18 protein-coding genes are annotated in these 26,303 nt (G+C 49.1%); 3 read left to right on the plus strand and 15 right to left on the minus strand.

The annotated features are described in order from the left end of the window. Nucleotides 1–5 precede the first annotated feature (5 nt). Nucleotides 6–917 carry a carbohydrate ABC transporter permease gene (locus MHH82_RS24555; protein WP_340968270.1) on the minus strand — a complete coding sequence of 304 codons (912 nt, stop codon included), beginning with the start codon at nt 915–917 and terminating at the stop codon, nt 6–8. An 88-nt stretch (nt 918–1,005) separates the two neighbouring features. Continuing rightward, the gene (locus tag MHH82_RS24560; RefSeq protein WP_144374274.1) at nt 1,006–1,917 is read right to left on the minus strand and encodes an ABC transporter permease; all 912 of its coding nucleotides are present in this window, start codon (nt 1,915–1,917) and stop codon (nt 1,006–1,008) included. Between the two features lie 299 nt (nt 1,918–2,216). Here MHH82_RS24560 and MHH82_RS24565 point away from each other — a divergent pair, with 299 nt between their 5' ends. After that, nucleotides 2,217–4,508, plus strand: coding sequence for an AraC family transcriptional regulator (locus MHH82_RS24565; RefSeq protein WP_340968271.1), 2,292 nt, complete (start codon nt 2,217–2,219; stop codon nt 4,506–4,508). Nucleotides 4,509–4,615: 107 nt separating this feature from the next. Here the strand turns inward: MHH82_RS24565 and MHH82_RS24570 are convergent, their stop codons facing one another. The 7 genes from MHH82_RS24570 to MHH82_RS24600 all read right to left on the minus strand — a co-directional run bounded on the left by MHH82_RS24570 (nt 4,616) and on the right by MHH82_RS24600 (nt 15,006). Next, nucleotides 4,616–6,241: a hypothetical protein gene (locus MHH82_RS24570; protein ID WP_340968272.1), complete on the minus strand. Its 1,626-nt coding sequence runs from the start codon at nt 6,239–6,241 to the stop codon at nt 4,616–4,618. A gap of 616 nt (nt 6,242–6,857) precedes the next feature. Next, complete coding sequence (locus MHH82_RS24575) at nt 6,858–6,980, minus strand: hypothetical protein (RefSeq protein WP_285857348.1); 123 nt, start codon at nt 6,978–6,980, stop codon at nt 6,858–6,860. Next, nucleotides 6,977–10,024 carry an alpha-mannosidase gene (locus MHH82_RS24580; RefSeq protein WP_340968274.1) on the minus strand — a complete coding sequence of 1,016 codons (3,048 nt, stop codon included), beginning with the start codon at nt 10,022–10,024 and terminating at the stop codon, nt 6,977–6,979. The genes MHH82_RS24575 and MHH82_RS24580 overlap by 4 nt, the downstream gene beginning before the upstream one ends. Before the next feature lie 96 nt (nt 10,025–10,120). Continuing rightward, nucleotides 10,121–11,746, minus strand: a complete 1,626-nt coding sequence (locus tag MHH82_RS24585; protein ID WP_340968275.1) for an ABC transporter substrate-binding protein — start codon at nt 11,744–11,746, stop codon at nt 10,121–10,123. A gap of 111 nt (nt 11,747–11,857) precedes the next feature. After that, nucleotides 11,858–12,754 carry a carbohydrate ABC transporter permease gene (locus MHH82_RS24590; protein ID WP_119851116.1) on the minus strand — a complete coding sequence of 299 codons (897 nt, stop codon included), beginning with the start codon at nt 12,752–12,754 and terminating at the stop codon, nt 11,858–11,860. A gap of 11 nt (nt 12,755–12,765) precedes the next feature. Continuing rightward, entirely contained in the window at nt 12,766–13,680 is a 915-nt protein-coding gene (locus tag MHH82_RS24595; protein ID WP_015736933.1) for an ABC transporter permease, read from the minus strand. Between the two features lie 477 nt (nt 13,681–14,157). Then, nucleotides 14,158–15,006, minus strand: a complete 849-nt coding sequence (locus tag MHH82_RS24600; RefSeq protein WP_251498024.1) for an AraC family transcriptional regulator — start codon at nt 15,004–15,006, stop codon at nt 14,158–14,160. Between the two features lie 146 nt (nt 15,007–15,152). On the opposite strand from MHH82_RS24600, the gene MHH82_RS24605 reads away from it, so the two are divergent. Continuing rightward, a complete protein-coding gene (locus tag MHH82_RS24605; protein WP_340968277.1) occupies nt 15,153–16,094 on the plus strand; it encodes an MTP-1 family protein in 942 nt (313 codons plus the stop codon). 516 nt (nt 16,095–16,610) lie between these two features. Beyond that, nucleotides 16,611–17,696 (plus strand): substrate-binding domain-containing protein, encoded by a 1,086-nt coding sequence (locus tag MHH82_RS24610; RefSeq protein ID WP_036659709.1) that lies wholly within the window; start codon nt 16,611–16,613, stop codon nt 17,694–17,696. Between the two features lie 160 nt (nt 17,697–17,856). Here MHH82_RS24610 and MHH82_RS24615 read toward each other — a convergent pair whose 3' ends face one another. From MHH82_RS24615 to MHH82_RS24640, 6 genes are all read right to left on the minus strand, one after another. Next, entirely contained in the window at nt 17,857–19,299 is a 1,443-nt protein-coding gene (locus MHH82_RS24615) for a right-handed parallel beta-helix repeat-containing protein (protein ID WP_340968279.1), read from the minus strand. 278 nt (nt 19,300–19,577) lie between these two features. Beyond that, nucleotides 19,578–20,705 carry a Ger(x)C family spore germination protein gene (locus MHH82_RS24620; protein ID WP_340968282.1) on the minus strand — a complete coding sequence of 376 codons (1,128 nt, stop codon included), beginning with the start codon at nt 20,703–20,705 and terminating at the stop codon, nt 19,578–19,580. Further along, on the minus strand, nt 20,702–21,796 hold the full coding sequence (locus MHH82_RS24625) for a GerAB/ArcD/ProY family transporter (protein WP_036659716.1): 1,095 nt from the start codon (nt 21,794–21,796) through the stop codon (nt 20,702–20,704). The genes MHH82_RS24620 and MHH82_RS24625 overlap by 4 nt, the downstream gene beginning before the upstream one ends. 3 nt (nt 21,797–21,799) lie before the next feature. Next, nucleotides 21,800–23,296 carry a spore germination protein gene (locus MHH82_RS24630; RefSeq protein WP_036659718.1) on the minus strand — a complete coding sequence of 499 codons (1,497 nt, stop codon included), beginning with the start codon at nt 23,294–23,296 and terminating at the stop codon, nt 21,800–21,802. 271 nt (nt 23,297–23,567) lie between these two features. Further along, the gene (locus MHH82_RS24635) at nt 23,568–25,277 is read right to left on the minus strand and encodes an ABC transporter permease (protein ID WP_340968285.1); all 1,710 of its coding nucleotides are present in this window, start codon (nt 25,275–25,277) and stop codon (nt 23,568–23,570) included. After that, nucleotides 25,274–26,302, minus strand: a complete 1,029-nt coding sequence (locus tag MHH82_RS24640; protein WP_009593289.1) for an ABC transporter ATP-binding protein — start codon at nt 26,300–26,302, stop codon at nt 25,274–25,276. Before MHH82_RS24640 ends, MHH82_RS24635 begins: the two co-directional genes overlap by 4 nt. Between the last annotated feature and the right edge of the window lies 1 nt (nt 26,303).

A 26,303-nucleotide genomic window follows, 5' to 3' on the forward strand; every position in this document is an offset into this window, starting at 1 on the left:
CAATCTTAACCTTTTACCGAGCCGAGGGTCAGACCTTTGACGAAATATTTTTGAACCATCGGATAGACGAGTATAATCGGGCCGATCGTCAGGCATACCGTTGCCAACTTGACCCCTTCCGCCGGCGGCAGCGTCAGCACATTCCCGTGATTGAGCGACGTGAGCTGCATCTGCGACATGAGCTGCCGAAGAAGCAGCTGCAGCGGGTACATATCGCTGTTGTCGATAAACAGAAGCGACAGCCACCAATCGTTCCAATATTGCAGCGCGTAGAACAAGCTGATCGTCGCAATAACCGGCGTTGAGATCGGCCGGATAATTTTGAAGAAGATCGTCCACTCTCCGGCGCCGTCCATGTTAGCCGATTCGTTCAGCTCATAAGGCAACGAGCGATAGAACGAGACTAAGATAAACGCAAAGAACGGATTCATGACGTAAGGGAGCACAAGCGCCCACAACGTATCTTTCAGATGCAGCCATTGAACGACCAGAAGATAGAAGCCGACGAGCCCCGAGCCGAAGACCATCGGTACGTAGGTCATGAACGAGAGGAAGCCGCCGTACCGGTTCTTCGGATGGGCCAGCACGTATGCAAACAACGCGGTGACAACGAAGCCGATTACGGTTCCGATGACTGTTACCGCAATGGTGACGCCATAGCTGGTAAACATTTGTTTGCCCTGGAGGAGGAAACGATACGACTCCAGCGTAAATTCATCCGGCCATACGGAGTATCCGTTCACCGCCAAGCTTCGGGTGCTGGAGAACGAATTGATGACCATCAGCCAAAAAGGAAACAAACAAACCAGCGCAAATAGAATCAAAAACAGCCCGAACAAGAACACCGCCATTTTATCGGAGAACCCGTTTGTCCGTCGGACTCGTGGGGGCGGGATCAGAGCAACCGGACGATTCATATGAAGTTCACCTCCCTATGGATTTCGAAAAATTAATGCACGTGTTCAAAGAGTCCGTTCATGGAAGGATGACATTTTGAACAACCTCTTAAAATAATCTGGAGTCTTTATCGATTTTCCGAACCAGCGCATTAAACGAAACGACGGCGATTAGCCCCATAATAGACTGATAGAATACGATAGCCGATGACATGCTGAAATTACCAAGCTGTCTTAACGCCCGATAGGAGTATGTATCGATGACATCGGTCGTCGGGAATAGAATCCCGTTGTCCCCGATAATTCCGTAGATCATGCCGAAATCCCCGTAGAAAATCCGTCCGACTCCCAAGAGGACGAGAATGATGATTTGCGGCTTCAGCAAAGGCAGCGTAATGTATTTCATCTGCTGCAGCCTCGTGGCTCCGTCCAGACGGGCGCTCTCGTAATAGTCGGAGGAGAAACCGGTTATGGCAGCGAGCAGAATAATCGAGTAGTAACCGGCACTCTTCCATATTCGCGTTAAGGTTAGAATAATCGGCCACACCCACGGGGTCTGGTACCAATCGACGGATTGAAGTCCGCTCATGCTCAGCACGCGGTTAATCAGACCGTCCGTATTGTTGAATAGAATGAATGTCATATACCCAACGACGACCCAGGAAATGAAATAAGGAAGGAAGACGACGGATTGGATCGTGCGTTTAAACCATTTCAAGCGAATCTCATTCAAGAACAGCGCAATGAGAAGCGCAAAGACCATTTCGAAAATAATGAACAGCGCATTTAAATAAACCGTATTGACCGTAACTTGAATCCAATCCCGATTGGAGAAAAAGAAGCGAAAGTTGTCCAGACCCACCCAATCACTGCCCCATATGCCTTTGCTGATCTGAAAGTCCTTGAACGCTAGCAAATGTCCGGACAGAGGAATATAGGAGAAGACAACGAGAAAGATGATTCCCGGTATCGCCATCGTATACAAGCCCCGGTTCTTTACAAGATCCCTAAACATTCTCAAATTATAGTATCCCTCCATTCGAGCTGGTCTGTCCGATGTGGCCATATCCTGACAGTGTTTATTATGTACGGAAGGAGGCATTCGGAATAGTCCTCATTGTGTCACAAAGGGTACTCAACCTAAGGATTGTGCGGCAATCGGACTTCCGGTATCATCTTAATTTCTACTTTGTCAAAATGAGGACTTCACACAAGGGTCAGGATATGATTGAGTAAGGAGGTCCCGGTTCGTTTCTTCTATCGAACCGTTACGTTATGCCCTTAAACCGTCAATCCATCAGCAAGGGGTGCTGGCATTATATGAAGATCAAACCCATTTTACAGAAGACCTATTTTCGAACCTTTCTTTTACTGACCACCGTTCTGATCTGTTCCATTATTCCTTTCGTCTATTTACTGTCTGCGGAATTCGCAAAATATACCATGCTGGAGGTTCGCAGCAATTCGCAGAACGAAGTCAACAACCTGGCTTCGAAGGCCGAAATGATTCTCGGCAATTTGAAAGCCAACGGGCTCAGCATGTATGCCGATCAGAATATTCAGAACTGGTTCTTCAATACAAGCAACGATCCGCTCATCAACCATGCTGCACTCGTCGCCCAATCCAATTTCATGTCCACCGAACCGCTCATCCAGCGATCTTATCTGATTAATTTGAAGCACGATCTTGTCGTCGATTCCAAAGCCGGAATCGTCCGCAATGAATCCTTTGCCGACCAGCGCATGCTGGAGCGCGTGGAGTCATTCCACCCCCAATACTTGCGCTTCTTTAATCATTCGCTGGATGGTTTGGACTCCCTGGCTCTTATTCTGCCTGCAACCCCCGAGAAGCCGTCTGACTATTATCTCGTGCTGCTCGTTGATAAACCGCTGCTGTCGAAGCTTCTGTTCGGCCAAACGGTCTCCTCGGAGCAAGACATTCGGATTCTCGACGAGCATGGGCAGCTTCTATTGGGCATGTCCAATCCCGCGCTGAGCGGACAGCTTTATCAAGCGAGCCGGGAGCAGCAGGACAGCGATTTTCAAGTTCGGCTTCCCCACCAGAGATGGTTCGTCAATACAGCCAAGCTGACTACTGAAAATTGGTCGGTATACTATTCGAACGAGTATCATATTTTGACGCGCCATATCTCCTTATTCCAACAAAAATTGATAACGTATACATTGCTGCTATTGGCACTCCTCTCCTTGTTGTTCTTCTGGAGTTCTCGCCGTTCCTTGCGCTCCATCACCTTCTTGTCGGAAAAGCTGAAGGGAACGGTTGCGTTCGCAAACTCCACGTCCGATGCCAAGCCGGATATCCAATGGATCCATGACGGCATCGATATGCTGCTGAACAATGTGGAACAGCTTCATGAATCCATGAGAAACCAATCCGAGCTCGTTCGAACGGAGCTTCTCGCCCAGTGGATGCTCCACGGGACGCCGGGTACCAAGAGCTACGAATATATTCAGACCAAGACCAAACTGGCCTCCTGTGAATCTCTGTTTTTGGCCGTCCTTCGGATCGAAGCCTATACCGTCTTTTGCGAACGTTACGATTTCCCCTCCCGGAAATTGATCAAGTACGCCATACGCAATATTAGCGAAGAAGTGATTGGAGCAGGTTCTTATGCAGCCGAAGGCTTGGATATGGGCGGCGACCATATCATACTGGTCATTGGGGGCCATGCATCCGGCGAGCTTCAACTACAACGTCTTCTGGAGGAGACCCAGAATCAGGTAGCCTGCATCCTAAACGTTGATACAACCGCCGCAGTCAGCAATGCCTATGACTTTGGCGCCAATATCCGAAATATCTATGACCATATCTACGAATTGACGAAGCTGCGATTTCTTAACGGAGAGAAGCAAATTTTTCTGGAGAGCGATTATGAAGAGTTCATGGCAGGGTATCCTTCTGCATCTGAGGCGCTGGAGACAGCCGAGATCATTAAGGCGATTCGCCGCGGCCGCCCGGAGACCGCGCTCGTTCTGCTGGGTCAGCAGATGAAGCACGTCCATGAGCTGCCTTATCGCGACTGTAAGCTTAACCTGACCTACTTTACCTATGATCTACTCAAGAACTTCAACAAGTCCAGCGTCCTGCACGAAATCAGCAGCATCCATCAATTGCTGGAGCGGTACAGCACGCTGTCCGAGTTTCAAGCATGGCTGGAGAGCATCGTCACGATGCTCGCATCCGAGACCGAAGTTCCGAAATCCTCGAGCCGCAAGGAAGAGATCGTCTTGGAGATCAAAGAGTATGTGGACAACCACTTGCAGGATGCGCAATTATCGATCGAGCAGGTAGCCGACAATTTTTCCTTCTCCGTCAGCTATATCCGGCAGCTATTCAAGGAAATCATGAACGTATCATTGTCCGAGTACATCCTTCAGGAACGAATCGGGAGAGTGAAGGAAAAACTGACATCCAGCCAGCTCTCGGTGCTGGAGATCGCTGATCAATGCGGCTTCATATCCAAAGGGCATTTTTTCTCCGCATTCAAGAAGTTCACGAATCTCACTCCGAAACAGTATCGGGAAATCCACGGAGACTCCGCCGGTAAAGATATCGCTTCTCCCAGCTTATCATGGAGAAGCGGCAGCTAGGTGCGCTTGTTCCGCAGAAACAAGTTCAAGTCGAAAAGGACCTCTCCGGTAGGGCTCCACGGCGCTTACGGAAAGGTCCTTATTCGTTTATCCAAAAAGCTCCGGCGCTATTTACCGGTCGTTTCTTGAACCGGCTCCAGCCCTAGCTTCGGATTAGCCAAATCGAGTTTATACATGACTTGATTGTAGTTATACCGCGGCGTTGGGACATGATTCGTGAATGTATTCGTGTAGGTTCCTTCAAAGTAGATGATTCGGCCGCCGTCCTTGTTGAATTGTTTATGCTGGGCTACGTTATAAAAAGTATAGTCGTTATGCGTAACGATATGCTTGGCATTGGTCCAAGGACCTTGAGGCGATGGCGCTTCCGCGTACCAGACTTCCCCAAGTACCGATGTCTTACCTAGTACCTGCTGCGCGATCATCACGTAACGCTGCCGATATTCATTCCATTCTATGGAGCTTTGGGCGATTTGAACGTCTTCACCAGTATCGATATCCTTCAATTGATAATAACGCGGGTCGTCAGCTTTGATCAGGCCTAATTGGATCAGCTCTTTCTCTTGTTCTTGGTTGAGCGGCTGAGTGTCCTTTTTCCAGCCCCATACGAGCTTGCCGTCCGCGTCGCGTTCCAGCGACGTTTGAGCCCCGTTGTATGTCGTTCCCGGCGTCAGGCAAGTAAACGATTCGTATTGGGTATAGTCGATGATGGCGTCATAGCTGGCAGCAACGCGCAAATTCGGAATTCGGTGTTCGGTAAAGAGCCAATATCCCTCCCCGCTCTCCTCGTAGTAGGTCGCCTGTCCGCCCGGATGGCGCCAATCGTCTTTGGAAGGGAACTGGACGACCTGCTCAAACTCCTTCGTGGTGTCGTTAAAGACGAGAATACCGAAGGCGGTGGGTTCAGGATTGTGCGTGCTGTAGCCGGCGAGCAGACGCTCCTGTCCGGTGCTATCTTTGGCGGTCATCAGACCGAATACCCAGGCTATGCCTGCACCGTCAGGCAGTGGCGGCACCAAACTTTTGACGAAACCGTCTTGATTCGTAAAATAGTCCAGATTCACGCCGACATCCGGGTCCAGCCCCCCTTTACTCGGAAGCTTGGAAGTCGCACCCGTCACGCGGAAGTTCCCCAGTGGATAGGCCGGTCTGTCGGTATCGCCCCAAAACCAGTACAGCTTATTGTTGTGCTCAATCGTCTGAACGGAATCCTGTCCCATGACCAGACCGTTGATCAGCGGCTCCTTAATGGGCGGCTTCTGGCCAACGAGTAAGCTGTCGCGATAAATGCCTTGGCCTGTCAGCCGGTACAGCCGCTCTGCAATGTTGATCCGATTCATCTCGAGCGTTACACTGCCGTTGGGCTTAACCTCTACAGCCTGCCCCCGGTTGCCAAACATATCGGCAGGAATGTCGTAGCCGTCGCTCGACATATGGAAGAAGACCGTCTGGTCCATCAGACCTGGCTCGTCGAATGCCACAATTCCGGCACTGTCCGTATAATACAGCACACTGTTCGTCGTCTTCAGTTGGACATGAGGAATGCCCCTGCCCGTCTCGGCATCCACGACCTTGATCATGAATGGAACCTGGACTTTCATCTTCTCACTGCTCACATTCTGCTCGGCGCTGCTTCCGGCCGCCTGCGCTGCGATCGCGGCGCCCGGCGCCGTCATGGTCATCAGCAGGATGCAAGTCCATATCCCCGCACGTTTCCACTGTTTCAGTTTCATTACTCTTACCTCCCGGTCTTTGTCGTTTTAATAGAAAAAATCATTGCACTGTCCCGATACCGTCTGTTCAAACCCTATTTCTACAACCATGGTTACGAAATACCTCTGGATGCGATTGATCTATCGCGGCCAAGCGATCGAAGCGACGCTGAGTCTCATCGCTTCTCCGTTGTTGGACTCCTCACTAACCACCTCCTTTCGCAGTAAGGAGAGCAATACAAAAACGTAGGGGATCGAGCAATAAAAAGCGTCTATCGACGTGCTTATTCAATGAAGCCAGATTACATAGCACCGGAACTTTTCTTGCGGTATGAGGAAGCCTCGTCTCGAAGCCTATTATGTAAGCGAATACATAATTCTTTATGTGTAACAGCCGCTCAAGCTGCGCGGCTGTTCTCTGTGAAGAAACGTCTTTTGAACCCATAAATCTGCTTATGAATATCGCGCGAAGCGGCTCAGGCGAATAGGGCAGGTGCGCTTCGAAGAACTTCGCAGAAATTAGCACAGATCTCGGGATGCATATTGCGGATAACCTGCCTCATGCTGATGAAGGAAGCATCGGTTCCCTTGTTCCCCCAATAAAAGTAGAAACTCTACCAACTAAGGACAGTTGACGTCAGGAACCCATTCGCATGCGCGACCAATCAAACCCGATCGCCTCCCCGTATGGATACTTACGCTCACAGACCGTGATCGAGTCGCCGATCACGACCAGGCGCTGCCCTTCGTTCAGCCTCATCCCCTATTCCTCCCATACGGCCGGAGCCTGATCGTCTTCACCTCGAACGGACGGAACTGAAGCGATACCACTTCACCCTCGTGCGGCAAATCCGCCAACTTCGCCTCCAGCATATTGGTCTCATAAACCGCCGCAACGGACAGCCCGAAGTGAAGCCCGCACGCTACGGAAGCTCCCTTGCTCTCGTACAGACGCACGATCCAATCGCCCGATCCGTCTTCGGCAAGCTTGACCGTCTCCGCGATCACATTGGCTTGCTCGATGGAGAGCAACGATTGCGCCTCCCGGCCTCCTCCGGACACGAGGCTGACAGGATAGTTCAGCTCGTAAGCCTCCCGTACGACAGGACTATCCAGGAACGCGCCGCTCCAGAACGTAAATCCATATGTAAAATGGTGCGTCCCTTGATCGGACGTCTCATCCGGCCACGTCGGTGCCCGAAGCAGCGTTAGGCTCATCGTGTTGTCGTTGACGGAAATCCCGTATTTGCAATCGTTCAGCAGCGCAAAGCCGCGGTTCGTCTCCGTAAGCGCCGACCATTTATGCTGAACCACTTCGTAACGATCCGCATCATGCGGACGCGAAGCATGATTCGGCCGCTTGACGTAACCGAACTGAATTTCCTGCAGCGACTCGTTTGTGTGAACGCGAACAGGGAAATCGACTTTTAGCAGCTTATTCTTCTCGCGCCAGTGAATCGTCGTATGGAATTCCACACGGCGGCTGCCGGCACTTAGCCGGATATCCTGGATCAGGGTCGATTGGTTCAGTTCTCGCTCGACCCGAATATTCGCGAAGAGCGGGCCGTTCGCGGTAACGGAAACTTTGGCGCTCGCATTCAGCTCGACGGGTGCCAAGCGGTAGCGCCGATCGATCTCCCAAGCATCGAAATCCGAATTTTGATCCCGATACATCCGCATGACGTTGCAGCGATCCGCCGCCCATTCCGCGCCGGTCTCCTTGTCGGAAATAGCTGTTAACTCGCCCCGTTCGTTTATTTCGAGCGCAATCCATTCATTCTCCAGACGCGATTCCGTCGCAAGGACCGCCGACGCTGCTGGAGCACCCGTCGCTTCCGCTTCAGCATTGTACGTCGACCAGCCCATGGAAGGGGCCTCCACCTCGGCATAGGTAACGCCTTCGTGCAATTGCACCGGCAGAACCGCTCCGTTCCCATCCGCAATGCCCTGAACGCCGGCAGGCAACGCGACCAGCTCCTTTCTCGGCCACGACAGCGAGTTAAAGACGGTAACCCGGGATGCATCGCCGTCCGTGAGCGCATCCCTTGTCTCCGAAGCCAAGTCATACACGTTCTCATTCAATGCCTTCAGCTCCATCTGTGCCTCTTCATGGACGCGATGGATGGAGGAGCCAGGCAGAATATCGTGGAACTGGTGCAGCAGCAAGGTCTTCCACAACCGCTCCAAGTCCTCGTAAGGGTAAGCCCGGTTATTAAACAGCTCCGCCGCAGCCCCCCATAGCTCCGCCTCGCGGAAACCGATTTCCGCCTTCCGGTTCAGCTTTTTGATGATCGCTTGCGTCGTATATGTTCCGCGGTGAGCGGGATAATAGAGCTCTCCTACATATTTGGCTTCAGGAATGCCTCTTTCGATCTGATCCTCAAAAAATTCGATCGGCGAGCCATGTTTCGTCTTGGGGACGCCTTCCAAATTGCCGAGCCTGCGCATAAATTCGAGATCATCCCGATTGGAGCCGCCGCCTCCGTCGCCGTGTCCGAACTGCGTGAGCCGCGTGGAAATTCCTTCAAGCTGGACGCGATCGCTCCACTGATGGATCAAGAACGACGGGTTGATCCGAATCGGGTAGTAATCGCCGTAGTTCATCAGATGCGTCAAAATTTGCGAACCGTCGATCCCTTCCCACAGGAACGTATTATGCGGGAACGGGTCCGCTACATTATCATAAGTACCGAACAATTTTGTAGACGCGAAATAATGGATCCCGCAGCCCTTCATAATTTGCGGCAGGTTCCCGGAATAGCCGAATACGTCAGGCAGCCACAGCATCTCGTTGTCCACGCCGAATTCGTCCTTGAAGAACCGCTTGCCGTGCAGCGCCTGCCGGATCAGGCTCTCGCCGCTGGGCAGATTCGTATCGGGCTCCACCCACATGGAGCCTTCGGGAACGATCCTCCCTCCCTTTACAGCCTGTTTGATGCGCGCATAAAGCTCCGGATACAGCGTCTTGACCACCTGGAACAAATACGGCTGGCTCTGGGTGTACGTGTATTCCGGATATTCGTCCATGAGCGCCAGCTGATTGGACATGGTCCGCGCAATCTTCCGCTTTGTCTCCGCGATCGGCCACAGCCAGGCGACATCCAGGTGGGACTGTCCCATCAGGTACAGGGTCGGCGCCGTCGAACCGTTCACGCAGGCCAATAGCGGCTCCATCAACTTCCGACACTGCTTAGCGTTCTCGCCGAGCGATTCCTGCCGGAGGGTCAGGTCAATCGTCGCGAACACCTGAGTCAGGCAACGATCAATCTCCGCCACGCGGAGGGATTTGGAATCCAGATGATTGCGAAGATCGTACAAGCATTCCAAATCGATGAAAAACTGGTAGACTTCCTCTTCAAAAACGCAGAGCTGCGACTCTCCGAACGTCGGCCTGGAATCCGAATGTCCGGCGTACGCTTCCGCGACGATTTCAAATGACTCGCCGGCTTTTGCCGAACGGGTTAAAGTTACGTAATGATGGTTAAGGTCCTTTGCGCCGCTCACGCTACCGTTTATGTATACGGTCGCTTCAGATCCGAAATCAAGCATCGCCACTAGCCGTTTGCCTTCGGCCTCTTTGGGAACGATGATGTTGGAGCGGAACCAGCCGTACCCCCATTTTTCTCCCCACCGCTGACCCGGAGCGTAACTCTCAAACGGTTGTCCATCCATTTCATGAATGAACAGTTGTTCCATTGTCGTAAAACCGGAAAAATCTATAGAAGTAAGCTTCGTTATCATAAATGGATCTCTTTTGTTTAGCAGCTTTTCCACATGGAATAAAATCTCTTTTTTTTCACTCAAGGTTTCTCACATCCTATGATTTCGTTATCTTTGTTTTGATCCTATCGTTTTGCAACATAACCGCCCCTCCGCGGTAGCAGCGGAGGGACGCTCTCTCTATTCGTTTCCTAGCGCTCTTTGTGCAGCATCATTATAGATTTTCAGCGCTTCATCAATGTTGCCCATTTTTTTGACCTTATCGATGAATGCCTGCCAATTGTCGAAGCTGTTCTTCCCTGCTACGAATTTGGCTTGTTCTTCCGTAACGAACGTCTTGATCGGGTTCATAATCTCCGAAACCCGCTGGCTTTCGCTCCCCGTGAGTTGAATCGACGGCTCGCTCAACCAGGAAGGAACATAGTCGTTCTCGGGCATGGGCAGACTCGTCAGGAATTCCGCCTTCTCAATCGGCACCTCTTCATATTTGCCGTTGAATACCGTATAGTCTGTCGCGGCAAAATCTACGAACGCTCTTGCGTCGCTTACCATCTGCAGACCGGGGTTATGGTTTCGGCTTGCGCGCATGCCGTATTTATCCCCCTCCAACCAGGGATCCTTGGCCGTTTTCAGCGAGTCGACAAAGGTCGGAACGCCGTCTTCTCCGATCGTATAGGTCGTGCCCTCGATTCCCCAAGTGATGAGCTGGATCATTTCATCCGAATATTGATAATCGATGAATTTGATCAATTCTTCAGGTTTTTTGACTTTCGAGCTTACGCCGTAGACTCCCCAGCCCAAGTCAGGGGTATTGCCGTTCACAACCTCCTGCCAGGCTTTTCCGTACTTCGGATTGTCGGGATACAACGAAACCGCGAAAATCTTCCCGTCGTCGGCCGTTCTCGTATACTCGGCCGGCGTCGTAAACCACTGTGTCAGCCACATGAGGTTGTCGCCGTTCAGCGCTTTTCTTTTCAGCGTATCGTCTGTATCAATGGTGTATTCCGGATCTAACAGCTTCTCGGCATACAGCTTATTTGCAAATTGGAGGGCATCTTTATATCCTTCATCCAGAACTCCGTATACGTATTTCTCGCCGTCCCAGAAAATTTCATCCCGGATATGGTTCGCGGAGAACAACGATCTCAAGCTATTCCACTTTGTCGCAACGGGATATTTGTCGGGGTAGAGCTCTTTAAGTTTTTTGGCAGCCCCATAAAATTCATCAAGCGTTTCCGGAATTTTGATGTTATTGGCCTCGAACACGTCATAGCGGTAGGCAGACGTATTCTGGATGAGCATGCCGCGATCCTCGGGGAATCTGGGCGTGGAGGTTTCTTTAAAGGTGAACATGTTGCCTTCAGCATCCGTTACCCGCTTCATCCCGTTTTTTACCTTGCCAATGTAGTTCATATAGTTCGGCATTAAATCTTTATACTGGCCTAACTCGAGAAGCTGGCCTTGTTCGGCCATTTCGGTCGTATCATAGAACAAAGGCGTCACGAAGAAATCCGTCAGATCGTCGCTTGCGATCATAAGTTTGACCTTCTCGTCATATTCGGAAGACGGAATATAGTTATATTCAATTTCCACCTTCTTGCCCATATAAGCTTCCATGCGTTTATGCCATTCCTTGCCTACCAGGCTGTTCGGATTATCCACACCGTTCGCAGGCAGCGTGACCGAAAAGCGCATGACTTCTTGATTCTCTTCTTGGGTATCGGTTTTTTTGGAATTATTCGAACATCCGGAAAAAACCATCAGTAGGGCCAATCCGAGGACAAGCATCTTTGCCAATTTGTTCATTCCATTTCCCCCTAATTTGCACAATGAACCGCTTCTTCTTCAAATCTGCTATTCGTTACTGATCATGAATGACTGCACACTTAGCTAACTTGCTCCGCCGCATCCGCTTCTCTAGCCTTTGATGGAGCCGACGAATATCCCTTTGGTGAAATGCTTCTGGAAGATCGGATAAATACACATGATCGGAAACATGGTAATAATGATGACGCTCATTCGTACCGCCTTTGGATCAAGCGTTTCCCCCGGAGCATTGATGGCGACCGCGCCGCCTCCTACCCGCCCTTGAATCGCAGTCGTATCCAAGGTAAACAGGTAGTTTCGAAGCACCATCTGCAAGGGATACTTGTCCTGATCTCGCAAATAAATCAAAGCCTCGAACCAACTATTCCAGCTTCCGACAAGACCAAATAGAGCAAAGGTTGCAAACAGCGCTTTGGACAACGGAAGTATGATCCTGAAGAGAACCACCAAGTCACTCGCCCCATCGATATAGGCGGAGTCCTTCAGCTCAGAAGGAATATTCAGAAAGAAGGTCCGAAACAGAAACACATTATAAGCACTGATCGCACCGGGGAGAATCATGACCCAGACCGTATCCAACAGGTTCAATCCGCGCATAAGCAGATAGGTCGGAATTAATCCGCCGCCGAAAAACATCGTAATCATGAGAAAAATGGTCAGAAATTTCTTGCCCGCAAATCCCGGAATCGTGAGCGGATACGCCATCAGTGCCGTAAACAGCAGCATGATGCCCGTAGAGCCGGCCGCATAAATGATCGAGTTCAGATATCCTTTGAAAATGTAAGGATCCTGAAACACCGTCGTGTACGCTTCCAGATTAAATCCCTTGGGCCAAATCGTTACGCTCCCCGAGGAGATGTAACGCGTGCCGCTTAACGATGTCGCGATAATGTTCAGAATCGGATACAGCACGACCATCAGGATGAATAGCATGATAACAACATTGAATACATCGAAAGCTCTGGAACCCAAACTAGCCTTTTTCAACATCCCACCACCTAGAACAAACTCGTCTCTGATACTTTCCGGCTTAACCAATTGGTCAAGTAAAGGATCGTAAAGGAAATAACCGACATGAATAATCCGATGGCCGTCGTGTACTCGTATTGTGCGCCCAGTATACCTTGACGATAAACATAGGATCCGATGACATCCGCTACTTCGTAAGTCTCAGGCGAATAGAGCAGAATGATCTTCTGGAAATCGCTCCCGAGGATTCCTCCGACGGCAAAAATCAGCAAAATAATGGTGGTCGGCTTGAGCGACGGCCATGTGATGTGCAAGACTTTTTTCCACCGGCCTGCGCCGTCTACATCGGCCACGTCATACAGCGTAGGATCAATTCCGCTTAATGCAGCAAGGTAGATGATGGTGCCGAACCCGACGCCCTGCCATATGCCGGAAGAAATGAAGATGGTCCGGAAATAGTCAGGTTCGAGAAGAAACATGATCGGGTCTCCGCCGAAGAATCCGACAATATGGTTAAACAAACCGTCTCTTGCCGTAAATTCCTTAAGCATCCCCGCAACAATGACGACCGAAATAAAATGCGGAAAATAAGAAACTGTCTGCACAAGCTTCTTGAAGCCCTTGTTCTTCAATTCATTAAACAACAGAGCCAATATAATCGGTGCCGGAAATGACCAAAATAAAGTATACAAACCAAGAAGCAAAGTATTCTTTAATACCCTGAACGCCATCGGATCGTTAAAAAAAGAAGCGAAGTATTTTATACCTACCCACTCGCTTCCCCAAATCCCCTTGGAAGCATTGAAATCTTTGAAAGCGATTAATATTCCGTACATCGGAAAATAGTGAAAGATTAACAGCGTCAGAAAGCCGGGAAGCACCATTAGATAGAGATAGCGGTGCTTGATGATCCTGGCCACCAGCCTGTTATTGGTTGTTTTCAAAGGAACACCTCCTGACTGTTAGAGGTTGTTCAAAAAGTCCCGCTTTGATCACGAAGTAGCACTGAAAGTTTATTCGACATCGAATCTTGAATTCAGCCGGGCCTTCCGGTGCTCACGTACCCAAAACGTACGCTCCGCTCCTCAGCCCCTAGCTTCATCCAACCTTCTCGGTGCTGAAAGTCTGGCTTTTTGAACACGCACTATTAACTTAACACGTTGTGATCGGATATAGCTGGTGTTATCGGTCCAGGTCGTATGAGCCTGGCCATTTGGTTCGTTCTATATGTAAGCGCATTCATTTTCACCCCCAGACTGTATCCTAACGTTCGCCGAAAACGCATTTGCTTTCGTCTACCGTCCCCTATAGATATGATTATCATGTTGTCTCACAACTTGTTATGCTAAGTAGAAAATAACACATACTATTTAGGGCGTCAACAGATAAAAATGTTTATGTACTCCTCGTTAATTGGCATACTATCTCCGAATCGTGCCGAACTGACGATACCGATGGGGCGTTACATTATGCCTCCGCTTAAATAAGTCATAGAAGTAGCTGACATTATCAAGTCCGATTTCAAGGCTGATGTCCACGATATCCATATCCGTGTTCATCAGCAAATTCTCGGCGTAGGACATTCTCAATTCGTTAATGTACTGGGTCGGGGACATTCCGAGGTGCTTCCTGAACATTCTGCATACGTAGGCATGCGATTTACCCGACAGCTGGACAAGCGCAGCCGTTCCCCGCGTGAAGTGCTCTTTCTTTTTTGCCTCTCTGCATAGGGACTTAAACCATTCCGGTTGTCCAGTAAGTTCAATCGGATCTGCGTCAGCCTTGATATACCTAGAGAACAGGTCGGTCATGACGGCTCTTACCTCCGCTTTGACGGCCAGCTTCTTCTCCTGCGGGATCAGACTGAGCTGGTCCAGCCGGTACCGCACATATTCCTTTTCCATTTTGGACAGCAAGGTCCATGGCGGCATGGCCGGTCCAAGCAGTCTTTCGCTTGGAAACCCTTCCCCCAAGAAAGCTATGAGGTCTTCCAGGACCTCGCGCTGGAAAGACAAATTGATGAACTGGCAATCGCTGTCCGTCGTTTGCTCATAGTAATGAACGTCCCGGTCCCGTATGAACACGAGTGTATTTTCCTGCAGCAGCTGCCTTGTGCCGTTAATGACATGTACAACGCTTCCTTTCAGGATAAGAAACAATTCAAAGAAGTCGTGCGTATGCATGCCGATCGTGTCGCGCACCGAAGCGATCAGCCGATAGTGGGCCTGAATTTCAGAATCAATGCCGTCTGCCGCATAAAGCTTCAACATGGGCGTTATTCCTCCTAGTTCGTATATTGACTAGATTCCTCCGATGTCAAAACACCATAAAGCATTCCAAAATAGAGCAAGATCGAGAGCAGTACTTTCGATTAGGATAGAGATGTTATTAAAGCCTGAAAGGAGATTTGCCGCGAATGAACTTACTGGAACTGCGTCAGCAATTCGATGCAAACAAACGCATTTATGAAAGCGCCAAGCTTGTCTTCCGCGGAGTCGAGGGCTTCGATGTCTACAACCCTACGATTCCGTTTCAATGGAACGGCAAGCGCTACATTTACGGACGCGTGGAGAAACGACATGAGTGGGCAAGGTCCTGGGTTCGCTTGTTCGAGCAGAGCGGTCCGGACGAGTGGACTGCCGTGCCGAATACGATGATTTATCAGCTTGAAGACCCTTATATTAGCGTGATCGACAAACAGCTTGTATTAGGCGGCACGCATGTCCGTTACAAGCAGGGACGGCTTGACACGTTCTACGGTTATTTCTACAAAGGCAGCGATCTTCACGATCTCTTCTACTTCACGACCGGTCCGGAGTATATGAAGGACATTCGGCTCGTAGAGCTCCGGGACGGGAGAATCGGCGTCTTCTCCAGGCCGCGCGGCGAAGGGATTCGCAAGGAATTCGGCAGCGAGTCCTTGGTGGGATTCACCACCATCGACAGCCTTGACGACCTGTCACCGGAAGTCATCGAGAACGCCCCTTATATCCGAGGATTATTCAGCAAGGATGAGTGGGGCGGCTGCAACCAGGCTTACTTGCTCGAAAGCGGGAAGATCGGCGTCATCGGCCATATCTGCTATGCTCAGGGAGATACGTCGACTTACATGAACATGGCTTTCGTACTGGACCCGCGGACGAATCAATTTTCGGATTTGAAAATCATCGGCACCCGGCCTTGTTATCCGGATGGCCCCGCCAAGAAGGCACATCTGACCGACTGCGCGTTCACCGCCGGCATCGAAATGCGTCCCGACGGCAAAGTCAATCTGTACAGCGGCATCGGCGATACCGAAGCGGCTCGCATCGTCATCGACTACCCGTTCGATAAGGAAGGTGCCATTGTAACTTTATAATGCATGTTCAAAAAATCGGGTTTACAGGACCGAGAAGGTTGGATAAAGCTAGGGACTGAGTAGCGGAGCGTACATAGCGGGTACGTGAGCAACGGAAGGCCCGGCTGAATTCAAGATTCGATGTCGAACCCGCTTCCTGATCTGCTTCGTCCTGGAAAGACGACTTTTTGAACAACCTCTTATAGTTGTAATTCCATGATCGAGCTGCTGGATTACCCGGCAGCTCATTTTTATATCTGGTTGCGGTTTGGTATAGAACCATTCATTTTTATATAAGGTCTCCCTCAATAAGTTATTATTATAAGTTAATTAAAACACATACTTTATTCGTCCCCATCGTAATACAGAGCTTCACATAATTCAAACTTTTTATATCATTTCGCTTCTTTTTTACTTAATTCCTGAAAATTCCTCACCTATTCGACAAAATCTTTTCCGATTCACACTCCAACTACGTATACTTTTTAAACGGATGTGCGCTATAATTGAGGAAATGTTTATACGAGGTGAACTTACTTGAACAAGAAGGACTTGGCTCTGCCAAAGTACCAGATGGTAAAAGACTATGTCTTATCCCAGATCGAGAATCGGGAATTTACGAAAGACGATCGGATTCCTAGCGAGTCGGAGTTCTCCAAGCTGCTGGATGTCAGCTCCATCACGGTGCGTAAAGCGCTGTCCGAGCTGGTGAACGAGGGCGTGATCTACCGCGTCCGAGGTAAAGGAAGCTTTGTCGCCAGCCAAGCTGACGCCTCGGAGAAGACATCCACCTCCAATCTGGTGGCCTTCGTCATCTCCGGCGTCGACCTGTACGACAGTTCGTATATGCAGATCATGAGAGGCATTCAGTCCTTTCTAGGCCAGCATGGCTGCAAGCTCATCATCGAATTCGTGGAGAACGACTTCGAACAGGAGCGCGAGCTTATTCTGGGACTCATTCAAACGGAGCTAAGAGGTTTACTCATCTATTCCTCCGATCCCGAAGCTGCAAAGGGTTATCTCGGAGAGATTCGAAAAAAATCGATTCCGTTCGTGATGTTGGATCGTTCCCCTTCCGGCTATCCGGTTAACGTTGTCACCTGTAACAATCATGACGGTGCTTATGAAGCAGTAGAATACTTGATCCAGCAAAGACATCGGCGAATCGGATTCGCCGCTTACGACTATCATCTAAGCCCGGAGGTCGACCGATATAACGGTTATTGCAACGCCATGTCGAATGCGTCCATTCCGATACCCGATTCGCTCTTGTTCCTGGATAAGGAACTGGACTATGCTGAACTTGTGAGCCTTATCCAAAACGGAGAGCTGACCGCGCTGTTCTGCGCGAACGACAAGCGGGCCCTGGAGGTAATCGAACAGCTCACCGCACTTGACATACGTATACCCGAACAAGTATCCCTCATGGGCTTTGACGATTTCGAGAGCTCCAAGTTCGCCAAGGTGGCCTTGAGCACCGTAAAGCAATATTTCGACGTACTCGGCTATGAAAGTGCCAAACTGCTGTTCGAAATTACCGAGGGCTCATCTTACGGCAACAAGAAAGTCATGTTGCCTACAAGCTTGGTCATACGCGACACGATCAAGCCGTTCCAAGGTTAGAGCAACGCCAAAAAGGCAATGGTTCCGTAATGTACTCTGGAATCCATTGCCTTTCATAATGCTGCCTGTCTGCTGAACTATTCGTCGCTGACGGATACGACATCGCCGATTGCATGCCAAGGCCATAGCATTCTGCATGTACCCTAAAAAACGAAGTAATCTACTCTAAGTTCAAATCCGAATGCAAATCATTCCCTGTCTGTGTCCGATAAGCGCTGAAGTCATCATATTCTTCGCCTTTCCAGATCCAAAGCGATTGATTTTTGCTGCTGTAGTGATTAAAGTCCACGATGTTCCCTTTATTTTGGGTGAACTCGTTGGTGATCATCAGCCCATCCTCATTCGCTTTGATGGAGTTATAGCGCATTTCATTGTTCCTTGTATCGAAGGCCAAATTGATTTCACCGTAACCAAGATGCTTGGTGTTGTTATTAGTGAACTCATTCTTTTTAATGATACAATTTTCCGTCCTTCCGCGATCTTCGTCATAGCCGCCAAGCGTGATGCCTGCCGCGCTATTGTTATAAATGCGGTTAAGTGACATCTCTACATTTGAAGTTGAACCTCCGGCATGCTCACTTGCCAATTCAATCCCAAAATCATTGTCGTGAATGTCATTGTCGATGATTGTGATATCTTTGCCACCGTCAACATAGATACCAGCGGCGGAATAGTCGTTTCCATATGCGGGATTGCCATAAGAGGAGTTGCTGTATACCTGATTCTCCTGAATAACACCGTTTCGCGCCTGATCTAGAACGGGGTTCGGTCCGGTACCTTCAAACCCGATGATGTCGACCCCGATATTGTTGTTATGATGCACGAGGTTCTTCGTAACACGAAACCCGTCTACGTTTCCATTAATCGCCATGGCCTCGCTGGCTCCCAGCTTCAGGTTGTACAGCTCATTTTGAGTAATAGCAATCTGCTTGAGCGGAGCTGCCGAGTTACCGTAAACTGCAATGCCATGGGCATTACCGCCGCCTGCCTTCTGACCCGCATGGGTCCCCATATCGTGAACGCGATTCCCTATGATTTCGATATTTCTGCCGCTGCCGCTCACATGAATGCCGATGGGAGTGACATCAGCGGAACTTGTATCGTAATGGCGTATTTCCAGCCCTTCCACGCGTACATAGCTGGCATTGTCAATATGGATGACGCCATTTTCGACGGGTCGAACGCCTTTGCCGTCCATGACTGCCGTATGTCCCTTTGCACTGCGCAATGATATGTAGCCCTGGTCTGACGATCCTGATTTTTCGATGCTCACCGTTTGGTGATATACTCCTTCAAGAAGGATGACGGAACTGCCCGGCTTGACTAATTCGATTGCTTTCTGGATGCTGTCTAGCGGCGCATTCATCGTCCCCGGATTAGCGTCTTTACCTTGCGGCGAGACATAATAATCCCTTGCCGATGCTTCACCCGCTGCTCCCGCAGTCATGATCCCTGTTGAATCAGTTCCCGATTGTTCGGTGACAGAACTAATTGCATCACTAGGAAATATCTTAGCAATGAAGTAAGTTGTACTTACCAACAACAGAATGAGGAAACTGGCACCAAGAATAATCGAGATATTTTTTTTACGAATGATACCCACATCCTTAAAACCGAATTGTTAGTAGTATTTTATCAAGCCCGGGGTATTACGGCCAGCACGAGCTCATTCTTGTCCTCCGTAAGTGCGATTGTTGAGCGGCTTTTTATTCAAGGAGCCTGCCAGATCGAATCTAAAGGAAAAGGGAAAAAGACTAGCATGATCAGCGATTCTGATCATACCAGCCTTTTTTAGTTCGTCTCTTTTATATGAGTGAGGGTACACCATATGTTCCTACTGCGTCCTACTCCTTCTTGTTATTGCTTACATAACTCCATCGTTTATTCCACAGCCCCCGTCGCGCCGATCCGAAGGTCGACCTCTACGTCAAATTGAGCTCGGGCAAGCTCTTCGCCCCAGATATCCTGGGCGGCCTTGTATAACGGATAATGATATGCTCTTGCATACAGGCCGAATCCTACCGGGTCAATTTTGTGCTTCTGAAATTTATCGATGAGCTTCTCAATGCTTTTCTTCATTTCCTTGCTTAAATTACTCGCCATTTCCTCGGAATTCTCCAGAAGCTCATATTCAAGAAACTTTTCCGTAATGCTGATAAACGAGTTTATCTTAATGTAGTAATGGAACCTGCCATCTTCATGGGAAGTTTTAACCTTCACCGAAATGTCCCCTATGCTAAAACTCACCAAATCGGTGTTAAAAGGTAATCGTTCCCGCACCCCCTCAACAGGAAAAGTGAGGCTGACTCCTGGTTTAGCTTCTTTTTTTAAAATTTGCAAAAGCGAAGTTTCTTGATAGCTAAGCGAATCCCGGTACTGTCCTTCTTGAGATAGCAGCGTCGTGCCCTTGAGCAAAATCTTTCCATTCTCGATCATGATCTCAGAGATAGCAGGGGTTATTGCACGGTCATGAAATTGTCTATGCATCTCTTGAGCCGTCGTCTTTACCGTTGTTGACCTCCTGCTTCCCGAATCGATCAGCGCTCTTAAAAACACGGAGGTTGTTGGCTGGTCCATTGCTTGAAAATTAATGATATCGGCAACGGGACCGTCATAAGCAATGATGCGGTTGGTAGTCGTATTGCGTGGGTCGCGGAACGTAACATCGAGCACTTTAAACCAATCCTTATATTGAAGCAGCTTCTTCCCCACAACGATCACCTGGAAATTACGGCCGGCAACCGCTCCTGGAAACTGGGCGTCTTCCTGGTTTCTTGCCTGTCTTAAACCTTCTGCTATTCCTTCCCCCTCACGGCTTTTCTTCTTAATGTCTCTGCTAAATACCGGTGCGGACAAATAATAACGAAGCTTCCCGTCTTTGACATCCAGACCGAGGGCTAAAGGTACGGTTGCATCTTCAAGATTGGTTTTGTCATTACTGCAGCCTATCAGGGCAAGCAGCAGCATGCAGCCCATAACCGCAGCAGAGAATGGTTTAACCCATCTCATGAGCGTCTCCCCCCTCTTACCTTTTTGGTCATGGCCACATACAGAAGAAGGCATACAGGCAAAGCAAATTCCATCACAAAACCCGTGAGGTTTAGGAAGTTATTAACTCGAGCGACATCGATAAAGCTTGGCCTATAGATGAAAAAACTAACCGCAACTGCGAAACACCAAACGGCTAGGTGACCCCTTTCTTTATCTTTCCCCAATAGCCATGCCGAGTTCATGGAGACAAGATGCATGGAAGGGATCCATATGCAAGAGAACACAAATAAATAGAATGCAATAAAGGGAACTTCTATCCGCTCAATAAACCGAAGTTCGATCGACTTCATGATGCTGATGACCGGTTCATTGAATTCGCCGATTTCATCAGGACTGAAGTACACATAACACACAAGGGTGATTCCCAGGTAAACCAGGCAGGTGAGCGTGTTCGAAATCACCATGGCCGTCAAAGCTTTTTCTTTTTTAACGAGATGGGGGTAAATAAAGAACGCGAGCCCGATACCCAGCATCGGGTAGAACATGATTTTTACGGTTGAAAGCACCGGAAACCAGCCCTCTTTTAAGACAGGCAGCAAATAAAGCCAGCGGGCATGGCGCAGTGTAGTTAAATAAACGAATGGAATCCATATGGAGATAAGCGCCACGATTTCGCTATATCTCCCGATTGCCTGGAACCCATGCTGCGCAATTTGAAACGTAGGAATGAGCAGCAGCAGCACTAGAATATAGATATACGTGCTGGGTAATAACCAAAGCTTGATAACAAGTGAAGCAATCATAAAACCGTCATAAGCCAGTAACAAATAATAGGCCATAAATATGAAAGCAGCTATTTTAGCTGCCCAGACTCCCATATACCGCTGTATCAACTCTAGTATCGAACCGTCTGGACTATTTTTCATCACCTTAACGAGCGCTGCGGATGCCAATGTTGCCATTCCCCAGCCAAAAAAAATCGCGATCCAACCATCCGTTCCCGCTTGTCTGGCCAGTTCTCTAGGAAGGGATAAAAATGCAACGCTGATTTGAAAAGCCGAAACCATCAGCGTAAATTGAAGCATGGATACCTGACGAATGGTCTTCATCTGTTATTGTTTCTCCTTCCAGCCTCGGGTCCTTCCTTGCCGTTTTGCTTGTATTGCTCTTGTACTTGTGGGACGGTTGCTCATCAGCCATAGCGGAACGCGCAGAAGGGTGTCCTTCCAGTCTGCAGCTTTAAACGGAGCAATCGGCGTACTGTAGGAGGTATTAAGCGAGTTAAGCGTGATGAGTCTCCCCATGATCGTCATCATGCCCACAATCAGGCCAATGAAGCCGAACCAAGTCGCAAGAACCATAATCATGAATCGCATGAGACGGACGGCAGCCAACATATCTTGATTAGGAATAATGAAAGAAGAGATAGCCGTGAAAGCAACTACGATCACCATGACATTGCTGATCAGTCCTGCTTGCACCACAGCCTGTCCGATCACGATACCGCCGACGATCCCCACCGTCTGCCCAATAGGCGCAGGAAGCCGAACCCCCGCTTCCCTCAGCATCTCAAGCGTGATTTCCATAATGATCGCTTCCACGAATGGAGGAAACGGAACTTGCCCCCGTGATTCGCCAAGTGTTAGCAGCAGTTTCATGGGGATGATTTCAAAGTGATAAGAGATGACCGAAATGAAAAAACCAGGTAAAAAAATAGCGATGAAAAATGCAAAGATTCGCAAAATTCGAAGGAACGACGATATGGACCAACGAGAGCTGTAATCATCCACCGTCTGAAAAAAAGACATAAAAGTTGCAGGCGCCACCAAAACACTGGGCGAACCGTCTACAACAACGACGCAGCGTCCTTGCAAAATATGTGAAGCGGCCGTATCCGGCCTTTCGGTCGTAAGGATCTGCGGAAGCAGCGCAAGAGGCTGGTCTTCAATGAATTCGGCTAGCTCGCCGGTATTAATAATGGCATCGACATCGATGGATTGAATGCGTTCCTCGAATACCTTAATAATTTCCGGTTGAGCGACATCTTCCAAATAAATTAACGTAACCGCCGTTTGTCCCCTTCTTCCAACGATGTAGCGCCTTAACTTCAACTCCTTGTCTGGGATATAACGACGGATCATGGCAATATTTTGAGAGCCGATTTCAATGAACCCTTGATGCGCCCCTTTGAGTGAGGGCTCCTGCTGCGGATCTTCGATCGCGCGTGTAGGCAGTCCTTTGGTGTCCAGTATATACGCGATGCCGCGACCTTCGATGAACAACACGCTGTTACCGAGCATAAGGTTCAGCCTCAGTTTAGTCCATAAGGATTCAGGCTTTACATATCCTACATTTGTAATAAAGTCATCGGACGGGTTCCCGGACTCAAGCTGAAGCGGAGCAAGAATATCGTGATTGAGGCATGTCTTATCGGTCAATTCCTCCATATACACGATTGCCGCTTTTTCCCCGGTTTGTTTAATGGTTAGTTTTCGTACGATCAGGTCGGGAGTATCCGTGAACATGTCTTGGATTCTGCCTATGGACTCGGTTAGACACGGAGTAATTTGTTCCTCTTGCTCATGGTTGGCAGAATGTTCCTTCATCATGTTAGGCTCCCTTCCTCACTGGATGTTTTTCCTTATTATGTTGATTTTGGACACGGTTATGCATTCCCGCCAGGTTCATAACCCGTTACGATACGGGTATACTTCGAACTTGGCCAGGATTAAGCAATTAGGCATCGCTTGGAGTCAAATCAAAAAGGCGGATGGGACAAAAGTCATCCAGATCCGCCTTAAGTTTTTCTTTGTATTTGAATTTTTCACCTAAGCCGGTGTTCAGGGAATGAAAACCTATGCGGCACGTAACCTCGTGCCTTCAAGATCTGCTGTTTCTTCCATAAACGAAATATAACGTAATGGACGACATGATCATCAGTATCACCGAATAAACCAAGGTCAACGCTTTGGTATCCGCTAGCGCCTGCGCATCCGTGCTGTTCTTGATGACGATTCCTAACGGCTGGTACAAAGGATGATAGAGGAACACGGTAACGTCATAATCGGCCAAAATTCCGTTGAAATTCAAGGCAAGAACAGCTAGCGTCGACGGTAGAATGATCGGCAGCAATACTTTTCTGAACGTATAGAACGGTTTGGCACCCAAATTCCTTGCAGCATCTTCCAGATTGCTGTCCAGGCTGAAGAAGGAGGCCTTGACCATTCGCAGGGTGAAAGGAATATGGATGATGACGTAGGCAATCAGAAGCATCCAGATCGTGCCAACCAATACCGTATTTCCGATCATCAGCTTCGGCGTGTTAAAGGTTACGATCAGTCCGATCGCAATCAGCGTCGACGGCAGAATCCACGGAATCAGCAATGCGTATTCCAGGGCAAGCGCCCACTTATTCTTATATTTATGCAATATCCTTGACGCGGCCAGCGCCAATGCGACGACAATGACCGAGGCTGCCGCGGCGTATAGAATACTCACAAGATAAGGCTTGAATGCCGACATGGATGAAAACACTTGAATGTAATTATCCAACGTGAAGCTGTTCAAATTCAACGTGGCGGTAGAGATACTTGCCGCATCGGTGAACGAAAAGATGATGATCAGCACAACCGGAACGATGTAGAGGACAAACAGGCCGTAAGCCAGAATATGAGCGGCTATGTTACCGGATTTGCTGCGGATTTTTTGTTTGACCAGCTCCGATTTAACTTTGGATACCGACATAAAGTTGCCTTTACGTTCGAATCGGATCATCACGGTCAACAACAACAGTGTGGCTACTCCGAGAATAAGCGCCAGCAGCGCAGCCAAATCTCTTGACGTCATGCTTTTCGAGAATGTCAGAATCATCGGCGTAATCGTCTGAAATTCCTTCCCCCCGAGAATAAGCGGCGCGGACGTCGCAGCCAGGCCGGTGAGAAAAGTCAGGATCGTCAACGCATAGATCGTAGGCTTCAGGACCGGAAGTACGACCCGCCTTAGGATATACCAAGTAGACGCCCCCATATTTCTCGCGGCTTCCACCGTTTGGAAGTCGATTTTGCGAATCGCATTGCTCAGGAACAGGAAGTGGTTGGACGTGCAGGCGAACGTCATGACGAATAAAACCGCCCAGTAGCCATGAAACCATGTCGTATTAAAAGAAGGGAACCATTGAACCAGGAGCTTGGTCATAAACCCTTCTTCTCCATAGACGAATTTATAGCCGGACACCAGCACGACTCCGCTGTAAATCAAGGTCGTAAAATAACCCAACCTCAAAAATTTCGCGCCTTTGATATCGAAATATTCCGAAATCAAAACCAGCGTTATACCCACCACATTTACCGTAATGACAAGGGAAAAGGCGAGAATAAAGCTGTTATATAAACTTCTCATCGCGCGCTCGGAAGAAAACAGCTTCTCTGCCGCTTCGAGCGTAAATTTGCCGTCCTTAAAGAAAATTTCGCCGTAAATATTCAAGTTCGGATAAATCAGAAAGGCAATGACAAACCAGGCAATCAACCCGTATAAAAGGATCGAAACAGGGTTTACGGAAGCCAGCCGGGCGCTCAGGTTCCGGGCATTCATGCTTCCCCCTCCTTCATCGGGTATTGCAAAATATCGCGGACCGGGAGGTAGATGTCCACATCGTCACCGACCTCATGATGGACGAGCCGGCTTTCGATTTCGATGGTCTTTAGCCGTCCGCCGCCGGCAATCTCCAATACGTACTTGCTGTATAAACCGTAAAATTCCCGGTCCGCGATCTTGCCTTTCAGTTCGACCGTATCGATCCCCTGCAGGGGCAGCAGGCTTACCTTTTCATTGCGGATATAGGCGATATTCCCTGGCTGAACAACATCGTTCAACCGGCTGTTCTCCACCATCCGCGGATCGATCCGATTAATATCTCCTATGAAATTGCATACAAATTCCGTTTGCGATTGATTGTAAACTTCCAAGGGCGTTCCCACTTGCTCCAGGACCCCATGATTGAATACTCCAATTCGGTCGGACAGCGTTAATGCTTCTTCCTGGTCGTGCGTGACATAAATCGTGGTGATCCCGAATTTCTTCTGCAGTTGTTTCAGCTCGTTGCGCAGCTGCACCCGCAGCTTGGCGTCCAAGTTGGATAAAGGTTCGTCCAATACCAAGATGCTCGGCTTCAAAACCAGCGCCCTGGCAATCGCGACGCGCTGCTGCTGGCCTCCGGATAGCTCCGATACCTTCTTGAACAGCTGATCATCTTTCAAATCAACCTTCCGGGCAATGTCCTTTACCTTCTGGTCCACTTCCGCCTTGGAAAACTTCTTGACTCGCAAGCCGAAAGCAATATTCTCGTACACATTCATCGTTGGAAACAATGCATAACTTTGAAATACCATTCCGATCTCTCTTTTTTCGATCGGCAAACGGGTAATGTCGGCGTCTTTCAGCAGGATCTGTCCGCTCGTAGGCATAATAAACCCGACCAGACTGCGGAGGGTCGTCGTCTTCCCACAACCCGAGGGACCGAGGAACGTGAAGAATTCCCCTTCCCGAATATGCAAATTAAGGTTTTTGACCGCATGAAATTCTCCGAATTTAATATCAACGTTCTGGAATGTAATCATA

It is taken from the genome of Bacillus sp. FSL K6-6540 (assembly GCF_038007545.1).

Coding starts and splice junctions, on each gene's coding strand:
- MHH82_RS24555 (WP_340968270.1), bottom strand. CDS start 917: ATGAATCGTCCGGTTGCTCTGATCCCGCCCCCACGAGTCCGACGGACA.
- MHH82_RS24565 (WP_340968271.1), top strand. CDS start 2,217: ATGAAGATCAAACCCATTTTACAGAAGACCTATTTTCGAACCTTTCTT.
- MHH82_RS24570 (WP_340968272.1), bottom strand. CDS start 6,241: ATGAAACTGAAACAGTGGAAACGTGCGGGGATATGGACTTGCATCCTG.
- MHH82_RS24575 (WP_285857348.1), bottom strand. CDS start 6,980: ATGAGGCTGAACGAAGGGCAGCGCCTGGTCGTGATCGGCGACTCGATC.
- MHH82_RS24585 (WP_340968275.1), bottom strand. CDS start 11,746: ATGAACAAATTGGCAAAGATGCTTGTCCTCGGATTGGCCCTACTGATG.
- MHH82_RS24600 (WP_251498024.1), bottom strand. CDS start 15,006: ATGTTGAAGCTTTATGCGGCAGACGGCATTGATTCTGAAATTCAGGCC.
- MHH82_RS24605 (WP_340968277.1), top strand. CDS start 15,153: ATGAACTTACTGGAACTGCGTCAGCAATTCGATGCAAACAAACGCATT.
- MHH82_RS24620 (WP_340968282.1), bottom strand. CDS start 20,705: ATGAGATGGGTTAAACCATTCTCTGCTGCGGTTATGGGCTGCATGCTG.
- MHH82_RS24625 (WP_036659716.1), bottom strand. CDS start 21,796: ATGAAGACCATTCGTCAGGTATCCATGCTTCAATTTACGCTGATGGTT.
- MHH82_RS24630 (WP_036659718.1), bottom strand. CDS start 23,296: ATGATGAAGGAACATTCTGCCAACCATGAGCAAGAGGAACAAATTACT.
- MHH82_RS24635 (WP_340968285.1), bottom strand. CDS start 25,277: ATGAATGCCCGGAACCTGAGCGCCCGGCTGGCTTCCGTAAACCCTGTT.
- MHH82_RS24640 (WP_009593289.1), bottom strand. CDS start 26,302: ATGATTACATTCCAGAACGTTGATATTAAATTCGGAGAATTTCATGCG.